Genomic DNA, 13,088 nt, shown 5'->3' on the forward strand with positions numbered 1-13,088 from the left:
ATTCGGAAAGGTGGGCGAGTGAAATGAACCGCGAAATGTTGATGCTGATCGATGCGATCTCGCGCGAGAAAAACGTCGAGCGCGACGTCGTGTTGGGCGCCGTGGAACTGGCGCTGGCCTCGGCCACCAAGAAACTCTACAAGGGCGACGTGGACATCCGCGTGGCCATGGACCCGGACACCGGTGCCTACGAAACCTTCCGCCGCTGGCTGGTCGTGCCCGATGAGGCCGGCCTGCAGAACCCGGACGCCGAAGAACTGCTCACCGATGCCCGCGACGAACTCTCGGACATCGAAGAAGGTGACTTCATCGAGAAGCCGGTGGAGAGCGTGCCGATTGGCCGCATTGGCGCCATGGCCGCCAAGCAGGTGATCCTGCAGAAGATTCGCGATGCCGAGCGCGAAATGCTGCTCAACGATTTCATGTCGCGCGGCGACAAGATCTTCGTCGGTACCGTCAAGCGCATGGACAAGGGCGACCTGATCATCGAGAGCGGCCGCGTCGAAGGCCGTTTGAAGCGCGGCGAGATGATCCCCAAGGAAAACTTCCGCACGGGGGACCGCGTGCGCGCCATGATCATGGACGTGGACCTGACGCTGCGCGGTGCACCCATCCTGCTGTCGCGTTCGGCCCCGTCTTTCATGGTCGAACTCTTCCGCCAGGAAGTGCCCGAGATCGAGCAAGGCCTGCTGGAGATCAAGACCTGCGCCCGCGACCCGGGTTCGCGCGCCAAGATCGCCGTGCACACCTTCGACAAACGCATCGACCCCATCGGCACCTGTGTCGGTGTGCGCGGTTCGCGCGTCAACGGTGTGACCAACGAACTCGCTGGCGAGCGCGTGGACATCGTGCTGTGGTCTGAGGACCCCGCGCAATTCGTCATCGGCGCGCTGGCTCCGGCCAACGTGGTTTCCATCGTGGTTGACGAAGAGCGCCACGCGATGGACGTGGTGGTCGATGAGGAAAACCTCGCCATCGCCATCGGTCGCGGTGGTCAGAACGTGCGCCTGGCGTCCGAGCTCACCGGCTGGCGCATCAACATCATGACGGCCGACGAATCGGCCCAGAAACAGGCCGAAGAGGCCGACGGCATCCGCAAGATCTTCATGGCCAAGCTGGACGTGGACCAGGAGATTGCCGACATCCTGATCGAAGAAGGCTTCACCAGCCTCGAAGAAGTGGCCTACGTGCCGCTGCAGGAAATGCTGGAGATCGAGTCTTTTGACGAAGACACGGTCAATGAGCTGCGCACCCGCGCCAAGGATGCCCTGCTGACGATGGAAATCGCCCGGGAAGAAAGCGTCGAAGAAGTCTCGCAAGATCTGCGCGACCTCGAAGGCGTGACCCTCGAGCTGATCGCCAAGTTGGCCGACGCCGGCATCCACACCCGCGACGAGCTGGCCGATCTGGCCACCGACGAGCTCACCGACATCACCGCACAGACGCCTGAAGAGGCCACCGCGCTGATCATGCTGGCACGCGCTCACTGGTTCACCGGTGACGAAGCGCAATCCACGACCTGACCAGCGGAGGCCCATCGGAGAATTGAAACCTATGACAAGTACCACCGTCGCCGAACTGGCTGCCGAGCTGAACAAGCCCACCACCGTCCTGCTGGAGCAACTCTCCGCAGCGGGTGTGGCCAAGACATCCGGGGCCGATCCAGTCACCGAATCCGACAAGCAATCGCTGCTGGGCCACCTCAAGGCCAGCCACGGCACGGCCGGCGGTGAGCGCAAGAAGATCACCTTGGTGAAGAAGTCCACCTCCGAGATCAAGCAGGCCGACTCCACGGGTCGTGCCCGCACGATCCAGGTGGAAGTGCGCAAGAAGCGCACCTTCATCAAGCGCGACGACGAAGTGGCGGTGCCCGAGCTGGTTGAAGAGCCTGTGGCCGCCGCGCCAGCGGTCGACACCGAAGAGTTGACCCGCCGCGAGGAGGATGCGCGCCGCCAGGCCGAACTGCTGCGCCGCCAGGAAGAAGAGTTCAACGAGAAGCGCCAGGCGCGCGAAGCCGAAGAGGCGCGTCAGGCGCAGGTCGCTGTAGAGCAGGAGCGTGCCGCTGCTGCCGCTGCCGAAGTGGCGGAAGCCGCCGCCCGCGCTGCCGCCGAGGCCGCTACACCTGAAGGCGTTGCTGAGGCCATCGCCGCCCGCACCGCCAAGGACGCCAAGGCCAAGACCGACTCCCTTGAGCGCGATTCCGCAGCCCGCGTGATCGCGGACCGCAACGCCGAGAGCAAACGCGCCGACGACCTGCGCGCGCAGGATCTGGTGGAGCGCCGGCGCAAGGCGGAAGCCGAAGCGGCCAACATCCGCGCCATGATGTCTGCGCCAGCCAAGACCTTGGTCGCCAAGAAGCCCGAGCCCGCCCCGGTGGCCGACCCCAAGGCCGGCATCAAGGGAACATTGCACAAACCCGCCGGCACCCCCGGCAAGCCCGCTACCACCGCTGGCGCCGCCACGGCTGGCGTGGCCGGCAAGAAAGAGATCAAGTCCGAGAACCTGTCTTCCACCTGGAAGGACGACGCGGCCAAGAAGAAAGAAATCAAGACGCGTGGCGACACCAGCGCGGGACGTTCCAACTGGCGCGGAGGCCCACGCGGTCGCCGCGACTCGCGCGATTCCCGCGATACCGGTCAGAGCAACTTCGTGGCGCCGACCGAGCTCAAGATCATTGAAGTGCACGTGCCGGAGACCATCACGGTGGCCGAACTCGCGCACAAGATGAGCCTGAAGTCGTCCGAGGTCATCAAGCAGCTGATGAAGCTGGGTCAGATGGTCACGATCAACCAGCCGCTGGACCAGGACACCGCCATGATCGTGGTGGAAGAACTGGGCCACAAGGCCGTCGTGGCCGCGCTGGACGATCCGGAAGCCTTTGCCGACGACGAAACCTCGCAGCAGGAACACGAGCTGCTGCCGCGCGCGCCTGTCGTCACCGTCATGGGCCACGTGGACCACGGCAAGACCTCGCTGCTGGATTACATCCGCCGCGCCAAGGTGGCTGCGGGCGAAGCCGGCGGCATCACGCAGCACATCGGGGCGTACCACGTCGAGACCGAGCGCGGCATGATCTCTTTCCTCGATACCCCGGGCCACGAGGCGTTCACCGCCATGCGCGCCCGTGGTGCCCAGGCCACCGACATCGTCATCCTGGTCTGCGCGGCCGACGACGGCGTCATGCCGCAGACCAAGGAAGCGATCAAGCACGCGAAAGCCGCTGGCGTTCCCATCGTTGTTGCGCTGACCAAGATCGACAAGCCCGGTATCAATCTTGAGAAGGTGCGCTCCGAACTCGTGGCCGAAGAAGTCGTGCCCGAAGAGTTCGGTGGTGACGTGCCCTTCGTGGGCGTGTCCGCCAAGACCGGTGTGGGCATCGACGCCTTGCTGGAGCAGGTGCTGCTGCAGGCCGAAGTGCTGGAACTCAAGGCGCCGGTGGAAGCCATGGCCAAGGGCCTGGTGATCGAAGCCCGCCTGGACAAAGGTCGCGGCGCAGTGGCCACGGTGTTGGTTCAGAGCGGCACGCTCAAGACAGGCGATGTGGTGCTGGTGGGGCAGACCTCGGGCCGCGTGCGCGCCATGCTGGACGAAAACGGCAAAACGATCAAATCGGCCGGTCCGTCGATCCCGGTGGAAATCCAGGGCCTGTCGGAAGTGCCACAGGCTGGCGACGACTTCATGGTGATGACCGACGAGCGCCGTGCGCGCGAAATCGCCACCTACCGCGCCGGCAAGTTCCGCAACACCAAGCTGGCCCGCCAGCAGGCCGCCAAGCTGGAGAACATGTTCTCCGACATGTCGGCTGGCGAAGTCAAGCTTTTGCCCATCATCGTCAAGTCCGATGTGCAGGGCTCGCAGGAAGCGCTGGCCCAGTCGCTGCTCAAGCTCTCGACCGACGAGGTCAAGGTGCAACTGGTGTTCGCCGGGGTCGGTGGCATCAGCGAGTCCGACGTCAACCTGGCCATTGCCTCCAAGGCGGTGATCATCGGCTTCAACGTGCGCGCCGACGTGGGTGCCCGCAAGCTGGCCGAAGGCAACGACGTGGACCTGCGTTACTACAACATCATTTACGACGCCGTCGATGAGTTGCGTGCAGCGATGTCCGGCATGCTGGCGCCCGAAAAGCGCGAAGAGGTCATCGGTTCGGCCGAGATTCGCACCGTGTTCGTGGCCACCAAGATCGGCACCATCGCCGGTTGTATGGTCACGGCTGGCCAGGTCAATCGCAGCGCGCACTTCCGCCTGCTGCGCGACAACGTGGTCATCTACACCGGTGAAATCGACACGCTCAAGCGCCTCAAGGACGACGTGCGCGAAGTCAAGGAAGGCTTCGAGTGCGGTATCAAGCTGAAGAACTACAACGACATCAAAGAAGGCGACCAGCTCGAATTCTTCGAGGTCAAGGAAGTGGCGCGCACGCTGTAAGCGGTGATCTGAATGGTTCGCAAAGCCTCCTCCACCCCCAACCGCGGTTTCCGCGTAGCCGACCAGATCCAGCGCGATCTGGCCGAGTTGATCGCGCGCGAGTTGAAAGACCGGCGGGTGGGCATGATCACGATCAACGCGGTCGAGGTCACGCCGGACTACGCACACGCCAAGGTTTTCTTCAGCCTGCTCACTGGTGATCCGCAGGAGACGCTGGAAGGTCTCAACGCCGCGGCGGGATTTCTGCGCAGCGGTTTGTTCAAGCGGCTGCACATCCACACCGTGCCCACGCTGCATTTCGTGTTCGACCGCACCACCGAGCGTGCGGCCGACATGAACGCCTTGATCTCCAAGGCGGTCTCTTCTCGGTCAAAAGAGGAATAAGCATGCACGCGCCACGCACGAGGGTGCAACGGCGCCCTGTGCACGGGGTGCTGTTGCTCGACAAACCGCTGGGTCTCTCTAGCAACCAGGCTTTGCAAAAAGCCAAGTGGTTGCTGCGCGCCGAGAAGGCAGGCCACACCGGCACGCTCGATCCGCTGGCCAGCGGTGTGTTGCCGCTGTGCTTTGGTGCGGCAACCAAGTTCAGCCAGATCCATCTGGACGCCGACAAGACCTACGAGACCGTGGTGCGCCTGGGCGTGAAAACCAGCACCGGCGACGCCGAGGGCGACGTGATCCAGACCCGCGACGTGCATTGCACGCCGGGGCAGGTGGTCGAAGCGCTGGATGGTTTCATGGGCGCGATCACCCAGGTACCACCCATGCACAGCGCCTTGAAGAAGGACGGCAAGCCGCTCTACGAATATGCGCGCCAGGGTGAGACCGTGGAGCGCGAGGCGCGCCACGTGACCATTCACGACCTGGATCTGCTGGACATGCAACTGCAGGGTGATGCGCCGTTCCTGCGCCTGCGTGTGCGCTGCAGCAAGGGAACCTATATCCGCACCCTGGGTGAAGACATCGCCGAGGCCTTGGGCTGCGGTGGCCACCTGAGCATGCTGCGTCGCACCGAAACCGGCCCGTTCGACGTCTCGCAGTGCATCACGCTCGAAGCGCTTGAAGCAATGGGAGAAGACGAGCGCATGGCGCGGTTGCTGCCGGTGCAAACCTTGCTGGACGGGCACGAGGTCGTGACTCTCGACGCCATGGATGCCGGACGCTTCCTCAGCGGCCTGCGTCGTCGGGGCGAATGGGCCGACAGTGAGCGGGTTGCCGTGTTCGGCCCGGTGCCCGCAGGCGAAGAATCCTTTTCCCACGAAACCGTGCTGCTGGGCAGCGCGCACACCCAATCGGGTGAACTGATCCCGGGGCGACTGCTGAGCCCCTCCGAAATACAGCAAATCCTGGAAACCTCACCGGAACTCGCATCATGAGCAAACAAATCCGCAACATCGCCATCATCGCCCACGTTGACCACGGCAAAACCACCATGGTCGACCAGCTGCTTCGCCAGTCGGGCACCTTCGCCGAGCACGAAAAAATCGTCGACACGGTGATGGACAACAACGCCATCGAACGCGAGCGGGGCATCACGATCCTGGCCAAGAACTGCGCCGTGAGCTGGGAAGGCACGCACATCAACATCGTCGACACCCCCGGCCACGCGGACTTCGGTGGTGAAGTCGAGCGCGCCCTGTCCATGGTGGACGGTGTGGTGCTGCTGATTGACGCGCAGGAAGGCCCGATGCCGCAAACGCGCTTCGTGACCAAGAAGGCGCTGGCACTGGGTCTGAAGCCCATCGTGGTGGTGAACAAGGTGGACAAGCCGGGCGCACGCCCTGACGCAGTCATCAACGCCGCGTTCGACCTGTTCGACAAGCTCGGCGCCAACGACGAACAACTCGATTTCCCCGTGGTCTATGCCTCGGGCATCAACGGCTGGACTTCGCTGGTCGAAGGCGCACCCGGCGAGCAGTGGGGTCCCGACATGTCGGCCCTGTTCAACACGGTGCTCAAACACGTCAAGCCCCAGGAGGGGGATCCTGCAGCACCGCTGCAGTTGCAGATCTCCGCGCTGGACTTCTCCACCTTCGTTGGTCGCATCGGCGTGGGCCGCATCAGCCAGGGCACCATCAAGCCCAACATGGACGTGGTAGTGATGGAAGGCGAAGACGGCAAGGTCGTCAAGGGCCGCATCAACCAGGTGCTCACCTTCCAGGGCCTTGACCGGGTCCAGGTCACCGAAGCCGGCCCGGGCGACATCGTGCTGATCAACGGCATCGCCGACATCGGTATCGGCGTGACCATCACAGATCCTCTGACGCCGGCCCCGATGCCGATGCTCAAGATCGACGAGCCGACGCTGACCATGAACTTCTGTGTGAACACCAGCCCGCTGGCCGGTCGTGAAGGCAAGTTCGTCACCAGCCGCCAGATCTGGGACCGCCTGCAGAAGGAACTGCAGGCCAACGTGGCTCTGCGCGTGAAGGAAACCGACGAAGACGGCATCTTCGAAGTGATGGGCCGGGGCGAACTGCACCTGACCATCCTGCTGGAAAACATGCGCCGCGAAGGCTACGAACTCGCGGTGTCCAAGCCGCGCGTGGTGTTCCGCGACATCGATGGCGTGCGCCACGAGCCTATCGAGATGGTGACGGCCGACATCGAAGAGCAGCACCAGGGTGGCGTGATGCAGGCACTGGGCGAGCGCAAGGGTGAACTGGCCAACATGGAGCCCGATGGCCGTGGCCGCGTGCGCCTGGAGTACCGCATTCCGGCGCGTGGCCTGATCGGTTTCACCAACGAATTCCTGAACCTGACGCGCGGCTCCGGCCTGATCGCCAACATCTTCGACGGCTACGAGCCGCACAAGGGCGACATCGCCAGCCGCAAGAACGGCGTGCTGATTTCTATGGACGACGGTGAAATCTTCACCTACGCCCTGGGCAAGCTCGACGACCGCGGCCGGATGTTCGTGCGCGCCGGCGACCCGGTGTACGAAGGCATGATTGTCGGCATCCACAACCGCGACAACGACCTGATCGTCAACGCCACCCGCACCAAGCAGCTGACCAACTTCCGCGTGAGCGGCAAGGAAGACGCGATCAAGATCACGCCGCCGGTCGACCTCAACCTGGAATACGGCGTGGAATTCATCGAGGACGACGAACTGGTCGAAATCACGCCCAAGAGCGTGCGTCTGCGCAAGCGCTTCCTGAAAGAAAGCGACCGCAAGCGCGCCTCCAAGAGCGCCTGAAGTTTCCGTTCGCCCTGAGCCTGCCCTTCGACAAGCTCAGGCTGATCGGAGCTCAGGGCTTCGGCAAGCTCAGCCCCAATGGGGTGGCGTCACCTGAACGGCAAAGAAATCCATGCCTTTTCGCGCCCTCAACCGACTGACCCACACGCAGGCGGTTTTTCTCATGCTGGCGGTCACGCTCATGTGGTCGATCGCCGGTGTGGTTTCGCGCCAGCTCGAATCGGCGGCGCGTTTTGAGGTCACGTTCTGGCGCAGTGCCTTCACCGCGATCTCATTGCTGGTCATCCTGCCCGTCTGGCGTCAGGTGGACCGCAGCCAGGGGCACCTGGTCGAGCCTGCAGAGGTGCCTTCGCTGCGCACATGGCTCAAGCGCCACTGGGGCCTGATCCCCGAATCCGCAGCCTTCTGGATCTCGGGCGTCTGCTGGTCGGTGATGTTCACCGCGTTCATGCTGGCCCTGACCTTCACCAGCGTGGCCAACGTGCTGATCATCATGTCGATCGGTCCACTGCTCACCGCGCTGGTGGCGCGACTCTTCATCGGCCAACGACTGGCTGTGCGCACATGGCTGGCCATCCTGGCCGCCGGGGCAGGCATTGCATACATGTACGGCAGCCAGTTCGTCCAGGCGCTGAGCCATCCCGAGATCGACACCGGCGGGCTCGTGCTGGGATCGCTCACCGCGCTGTGCGTGCCCATCGCCGGCGCCATCAACTGGACCGTGGTGCAACGCGGCCAGACCCATGGCGAAAAGATCGACCTCGTGCCCTCCGTGCTCCTGGGTGCGGTGATTTCGTCGGTGCTCACGCTGCCCCTGGCCCTGCCGTTTTCGGCCACCGGCGGCGATGTGGCCTGGTTGGCCCTGCTCGGCCTGGTGCAGTTGGCGATTCCCTGCGCACTCTCGGTGGTGTGCGCGCGCGTGCTCAAAGCGCCAGAGGTCTCGCTGCTGGCCTTGCTGGAGGTGATCTTCGGCATCCTGCTGGTCTGGGTCCTGGCCAATGAAGTACCCGGCGACGAAGTGCTGCTGGGCGGCAGTTTGGTGATTGGCGCCCTGGTGATCAACGAGTTGCTGGGCTGGCGCTCACGAGCAGGTTCGCCGCCCATCCAGTCCGTCGACCAGCAGCCACAATGAACGACTCTTCCGGAAGAACAACAATGAACGCCTCAGTGCCTGAAACCCACGTCATTGCCGAAGTCCTGGGCCGCGTCGGCTGCATCACGCTCAACCGCCCCAAGGCACTCAACGCCTTGTCGCTCGAGATGATCCGCACCATCACGCAGGCTTTGGTGGCCTGGCGCGACGACGATCAAGTGCAGGCGGTCGCGGTTCGCGGCGTCAACAAGGAAGGCCCGTTCGGCAGCTTCTGCGCGGGCGGCGACATCCGCTTCTTCCACCAGGCCGCGCTCTCGGGCGACGCTTCACTGGAAGATTTCTTCACCGAAGAGTACGCACTCAACCACCTGATCCACACCTATCGCAAGCCCTACATCGCCTTCATGGACGGCATCGTCATGGGTGGCGGCATGGGCATCAGCCAGGGTGCGAGCCTGCGCATCGTCACCGAGCGCAGCAAGCTCGCCATGCCTGAGACCCACATCGGCCTGTTCCCCGATGTGGGCGGCGGTTACTTTCTGAGCCGCTGCCCCGGCCGCCTGGGCGAATACCTCGCGCTCACCGGGCAGGTGCTCGGCGCGCGCGACGCCATGGCGGCGGGCCTGGCCGACGGCTTCATCGAGTCGGGTCGCCTTGCAGGCCTGTGGAACTCGCTGGCACAGACGCCGTTCGAGAACGGTGCTTCTGTGGAGCGCTGGTGCGCCAGCCACCTCAGCACCACCGTTGCGCCGGGCAGCTGGCCGGCCAAGGAGATCGACCGTGTGTTCGGTCTGCCCGACATGCACGCCATCATCTCCACGCTGGAGTCGGGCGATGGCGAGTGGGCCAAGGCCACCGCGGCCACCTTGCGCCACCGCTCGCCGCTGATGTTGCACGTGGTGCTGGAGCAGGTGCGCCGCGCCCGCGCCATGGGTCTGACCGACAACCTGCGCATGGAGCGCGGCATGGTGTACCGGTGCTTCCACCTGCGCCCGGGCGCCGCCAGCGAAACGGTGGAAGGCATCCGTGCTCTCGCGGTGGACAAGGACCAGCAACCGCGCTGGAACCCGGAGCGTATCGAGGATGTGGGAAGAGGGCAGGTGGCCGCGTTCTTCGAGAGCCCGTGGACGGCGGACGCGCATCCGCTCAAACACCTGGGCTGAACGCCCCGCGCAACCTCAGCGGTTGCGTGACTTCATTGCCCGGTCCACCTCGCGCTTGCCTTCGCGGTCCTTGATGGTGTCGCGCTTGTCGTGCTCGGCCTTGCCCTTGGCCAGCGCCAGGTCGCATTTGACCTTGCCGTTCTTCCAGTGCAGATTGAGTGGCACGAGCGTGTAGCCCTTTTGCTCGACCTTGCCAATGAGGCGGCGGATCTCGTCCCTGTGCAGCAACAGCTTCTTGGTGCGCACGGCGTCAGGGCTGATGTGCGTGGATGCCGTGTGCAGGGCATTGATCTGGCAACCGATGAGGTAGAGCTCGCCGGTGCGAATGACCACATAGCCGTCGGTGAGCTGCACCTTGCCCTCGCGCAGCGCTTTCACTTCCCAGCCTTCGAGCACCATGCCGGCTTCAAAACGCTCCTCGATGGCGTAGTTGAAGAACGCCTTCTTGTTGTCGGCGATGCGGCTGTCGACGCCTTTGGTGGGGGATGCTTTGCTGCTTTTGGTGGCCATGGAGAAAGAGGTGTGGCCGTTTCAGCCCAATACAATGACTTCGATTGTATGAAAACCATTCACAAGTCCGTACTGCTCTCCCACAGCGCGCACGAAATGTTCGCCCTGGTCACCGACATCGAACACTACCCGCAGTTTTTGCCGTGGTGCGATCACGGCGAAGTGCTGGAGCAAGTCGAGGGCGGGATGGTCGCGCGTGTGGGCATGGCCATCAGTGGACTGCGCCACAGCTTCACCACGCGCAACACCCACGAGACCGACCGCAAGGTGCTCATGGAGCTGGTCGATGGCCCGTTCTCAAGGCTGGATGGCGTCTGGGCGTTCACGCCGCTGGGAGACGGCAGCCAGCGCGCCTGCAAGGTGGAGTTCAGCCTGACCTATGGTTTTTCCAGCACCACGCTCGCAGCGCTCGTGGGCCCGGTGTTCGACAAGATCGCCGGCAACCTGGTGGACGCGTTCGTCAAGCGCGCCGATCAGGTGTACGGCGCAGACTGAGCCCGACATGCAGATCACCCTGATCCATTCGAAGGCACCGCGCCATGTGCACGAACTTGGCCTGCAGGTGCCCGAAGGCTGCACGGCGCAGATGGCGCTGGAGAAGGCCGGCTGGCTGAAGGCCTACCCTGAACTCGGCACGCAAGCACTGACGCTGGGCGTGTGGGGGCGGCGTGTGGGCCCGGAGCATGTGCTGCGTGACGGAGACCGCCTGGAGGTGTATCGGGCGCTTCGGGTGGACCCGAAGATGGCCCGCCGGGAGCGGTTCGTGGGGCAAGGTGCTCGCGGTACCGGCCTGTTTTCCCGAAGAAAAGCCGGCTCCAAGGCCGGCTACTGAATTTCTGATGCGTCAGGGGTGATCACTGCTTTGGCAGAGGTCCGCAATCGCTGCGGATGACGCCGTCCATGCGCTGGGATTCGGCAGCCTTGGTCTTGTCGTCCATGATCTCGCGCTCTCCCTTGGCGTTGGTTGTCGCCAGCCGAACGCCGGACTCCATGGTGACCTTGGCTTTTCGCGCGCGCTCGCAGTTCTCGGCACGCACCTTGGCCACACGTTCCTGCTCGGCCTTTTTCTTCGCTTCCTCGGCCTGCTCGGCCTGTTTCTTCTTCGCTTCGAGCTCGGCGTCGCGCGCGGGAATTTGAGGCGCGGCAGGCGCGTTGGCGGCGGGTGCTGTCGATGAGGCTGGTACAACAGCGACGATGGGGGCCGCGGTCATACCCGGTTTCTTGAGGATGTTCTTGTCAGGGATGCTCGATGGAGGCGCGGTGTCGCTGAACACCTTGCGGCCGGTGCCATCGACCCATTGCCATTGCGCCATCGCGGCAGTGCTGAATGCGAGCAGCAGACCCATCAGCAGTGGGTTGCGCCAGGACGGTTGGGGGGTGTTGGCTTGAGACATTTCATCAGTTTAGCCCTGAGTCCACCGGGCACTGTGGTCGTCTGACACCCCAGCCGGTACGAGCTGACGCAGCGGTGGTTTTTCGCGACTGAGCGGTCGGTGCTGCAGGCTCCCGGCCCACGGGTTTGCCCTCGGGTCGGCCAGCTACAATCGACGCTTTTGGAGCTTTCCCATGCGCCTACTCGGCAAAGCGCTCACCTTCGACGACGTGTTGCTGGTGCCAGCGTACTCCCAGGTCCTGCCCAAGGACGCCTCGCTTGCCACCCAGTTCTCCCGAAACATCCAGCTGAACCTGCCCCTGGTCTCCGCGGCCATGGACACGGTCACCGAGGCCCGCCTGGCGATCGCCATCGCCCAGGAAGGTGGCATCGGCATCGTCCACAAAAACCTCTCGGCACAGGAGCAGGCGGCCCACGTGGCCAAGGTCAAGCGCTACGAGTCGGGCGTGTTGCGCGACCCCGTGGTGATCACGCCCACGACCACGATCCGCCAGGTCATGAAGCTCTCGGACGACCTGGGCATCTCCGGTTTCCCCGTGATCGAGGCGGGCCGGGTGGTCGGTATCGTCACTGGCCGCGACCTGCGGTTTGAGACCCGCTACGACCTGCCGGTGAGCGAGATCATGACGCCGCGCGAGCGCCTGATCACCATGCCCGACGGCACCACACCGGCCGAGGCCAAGACCCTGTTGAACAAGCACAAGCTCGAGCGCCTGCTGCTGGTCAATGACGCCTTCGAGCTCAAGGGCCTGATCACGGTGAAGGACATCACCAAGCAGCTCAACTTCCCCAACGCCGCACGCGACGCCGCCGGCCGCCTGCGCGTGGGCGCGGCGGTGGGCGTGGGCGAGGGCACCGAAGAGCGCGTGGAGGCGCTGGTCAAGGCCGGCGTCGACGCAATAGTGGTCGACACCGCACACGGCCACAGCAAGGGCGTGATCGACCGCGTGCGCTGGGTCAAACAGAACTACCCGCAGATCGACGTGATCGGCGGCAACATCGCCACCGGCGGTGCCGCCATGGCGCTGGTCGAGGCCGGTGCCGACGCGGTCAAGGTCGGCATCGGCCCGGGCTCGATCTGCACCACGCGCATCGTGGCCGGCGTGGGCGTGCCACAGATCATGGCCATCGACAACGTCGCCAGCGCGCTGCAGGGCACGGGCGTTCCGATGATCGCCGACGGCGGCATCCGCTACAGCGGCGACATCGCCAAGGCCATCGCGGCCGGCGCCAACACCGTGATGATGGGTGGCATGTTCGCCGGCACCGAAGAGGCGCCGGGCGAGATCGTGCTGTACCAGGGCC

Annotated in this window: 12 protein-coding genes; 10 read left to right on the forward strand and 2 right to left on the reverse strand. The window is 64.3% G+C overall.

Features of this window, described 5'->3' with window-relative positions:
* Positions 1–23: 23 nt before the first annotated feature.
* From nusA to IV113_RS19015, 7 genes are all read left to right on the forward strand, one after another.
* Entirely contained in the window at positions 24–1,523 is a 1,500-nt protein-coding gene (gene nusA / locus IV113_RS18985) for a transcription termination factor NusA (protein WP_291088248.1), read from the forward strand.
* A gap of 31 nt (positions 1,524–1,554) precedes the next feature.
* Positions 1,555–4,425, forward strand: a complete 2,871-nt coding sequence (gene infB, locus IV113_RS18990) for a translation initiation factor IF-2 (RefSeq protein WP_291088226.1) — start codon at positions 1,555–1,557, stop codon at positions 4,423–4,425.
* A 12-nt stretch (positions 4,426–4,437) separates the two neighbouring features.
* Complete coding sequence (gene rbfA, locus IV113_RS18995) at positions 4,438–4,809, forward strand: 30S ribosome-binding factor RbfA (RefSeq protein ID WP_291088228.1); 372 nt, start codon at positions 4,438–4,440, stop codon at positions 4,807–4,809.
* A gap of 2 nt (positions 4,810–4,811) precedes the next feature.
* A complete protein-coding gene (gene truB, locus IV113_RS19000; protein WP_291088230.1) occupies positions 4,812–5,801 on the forward strand; it encodes a tRNA pseudouridine(55) synthase TruB in 990 nt (329 codons plus the stop codon).
* Positions 5,798–7,624 (forward strand): translational GTPase TypA, encoded by a 1,827-nt coding sequence (gene typA, locus IV113_RS19005; RefSeq protein WP_291088232.1) that lies wholly within the window; start codon positions 5,798–5,800, stop codon positions 7,622–7,624. The genes truB and typA overlap by 4 nt, the downstream gene beginning before the upstream one ends.
* A 112-nt stretch (positions 7,625–7,736) precedes the next feature.
* Positions 7,737–8,756: a DMT family transporter gene (locus tag IV113_RS19010; protein ID WP_291088234.1), complete on the forward strand. Its 1,020-nt coding sequence runs from the start codon at positions 7,737–7,739 to the stop codon at positions 8,754–8,756.
* A 23-nt stretch (positions 8,757–8,779) separates the two neighbouring features.
* The gene (locus IV113_RS19015) at positions 8,780–9,880 is read left to right on the forward strand and encodes an enoyl-CoA hydratase/isomerase family protein (protein WP_291088236.1); all 1,101 of its coding nucleotides are present in this window, start codon (positions 8,780–8,782) and stop codon (positions 9,878–9,880) included.
* Between the two features lie 15 nt (positions 9,881–9,895).
* Here IV113_RS19015 and smpB read toward each other — a convergent pair whose 3' ends face one another.
* Entirely contained in the window at positions 9,896–10,390 is a 495-nt protein-coding gene (smpB, locus tag IV113_RS19020; RefSeq protein ID WP_291088238.1) for an SsrA-binding protein SmpB, read from the reverse strand.
* Between the two features lie 48 nt (positions 10,391–10,438).
* Here smpB and IV113_RS19025 point away from each other — a divergent pair, with 48 nt between their 5' ends.
* Together IV113_RS19025 and IV113_RS19030 are read left to right on the forward strand one after the other, a co-directional pair.
* On the forward strand, positions 10,439–10,885 hold the full coding sequence (locus tag IV113_RS19025) for a type II toxin-antitoxin system RatA family toxin (protein WP_291088240.1): 447 nt from the start codon (positions 10,439–10,441) through the stop codon (positions 10,883–10,885).
* 7 nt (positions 10,886–10,892) lie between these two features.
* Positions 10,893–11,222, forward strand: a complete 330-nt coding sequence (locus IV113_RS19030) for an RnfH family protein (RefSeq protein ID WP_291088242.1) — start codon at positions 10,893–10,895, stop codon at positions 11,220–11,222.
* A gap of 22 nt (positions 11,223–11,244) precedes the next feature.
* On the opposite strand, the gene IV113_RS19035 is transcribed toward IV113_RS19030, so the two are convergent.
* Positions 11,245–11,784 carry a DUF4124 domain-containing protein gene (locus IV113_RS19035; protein ID WP_291088244.1) on the reverse strand — a complete coding sequence of 180 codons (540 nt, stop codon included), beginning with the start codon at positions 11,782–11,784 and terminating at the stop codon, positions 11,245–11,247.
* 172 nt (positions 11,785–11,956) lie between these two features.
* On the opposite strand from IV113_RS19035, the gene guaB reads away from it, so the two are divergent.
* A partial coding sequence (gene guaB, locus IV113_RS19040; RefSeq protein WP_291088246.1) for an IMP dehydrogenase occupies positions 11,957–13,088 on the forward strand: 1,132 nt, incomplete at its 3' end.

The organism is Hydrogenophaga sp., from assembly GCF_018780385.1.
Taxonomy (GTDB): domain Bacteria; phylum Pseudomonadota; class Gammaproteobacteria; order Burkholderiales; family Burkholderiaceae_C; genus Hydrogenophaga.